This window comes from Solibacillus isronensis, from assembly GCF_023715405.1.
GTDB classification, from domain to species: domain Bacteria; phylum Bacillota; class Bacilli; order Bacillales_A; family Planococcaceae; genus Solibacillus; species Solibacillus isronensis_B.
Genome location: NZ_JAMBOC010000043.1, coordinates 1 through 337, shown reverse-complemented (window position 1 = coordinate 337; position 337 = coordinate 1). Strand labels below are relative to the sequence as shown.

At 46.9% G+C, this 337-nt stretch carries 2 rRNA genes; both read right to left on the bottom strand.

The features are described 5' to 3' along the window. Positions 1-6: 6 nt before the first annotated feature. Positions 7-122 (bottom strand): 5S ribosomal RNA (gene rrf / locus M3166_RS19135). A gap of 102 nt (positions 123-224) precedes the next feature. Then, positions 225-337, bottom strand: a 23S ribosomal RNA gene (locus M3166_RS19130); the annotation flags it as partial.

The window sequence follows — 337 nt, the reverse complement described above, 5'->3', positions numbered from 1 at the left end:
GCGTGTGCGAAGCGACGTCCTACTCTCACAGGGGGAAGCCCCCAACTACCATCGGCGCTAAAGAGCTTAACTTCCGTGTTCGGTATGGGAACGGGTGTGACCTCTTTGCCATCATCACTTCACTATTGTCGGCTTTCAATCCACTGCTGTGTCTTGAAACCCTTGAAAAAATTTTCATTCTTTCAAAACTGGATAAACGTTTCATTGAATTTGTGCAATAAAATGTGGTTAAGTCCTCGACCGATTAGTATTCGTCAGCTGCATGCGTCACCGCACTTCCACCTCGAACCTATCTACCTGATCGTCTTTCAGGGGTCTTACTTACTTGCGTAATGGG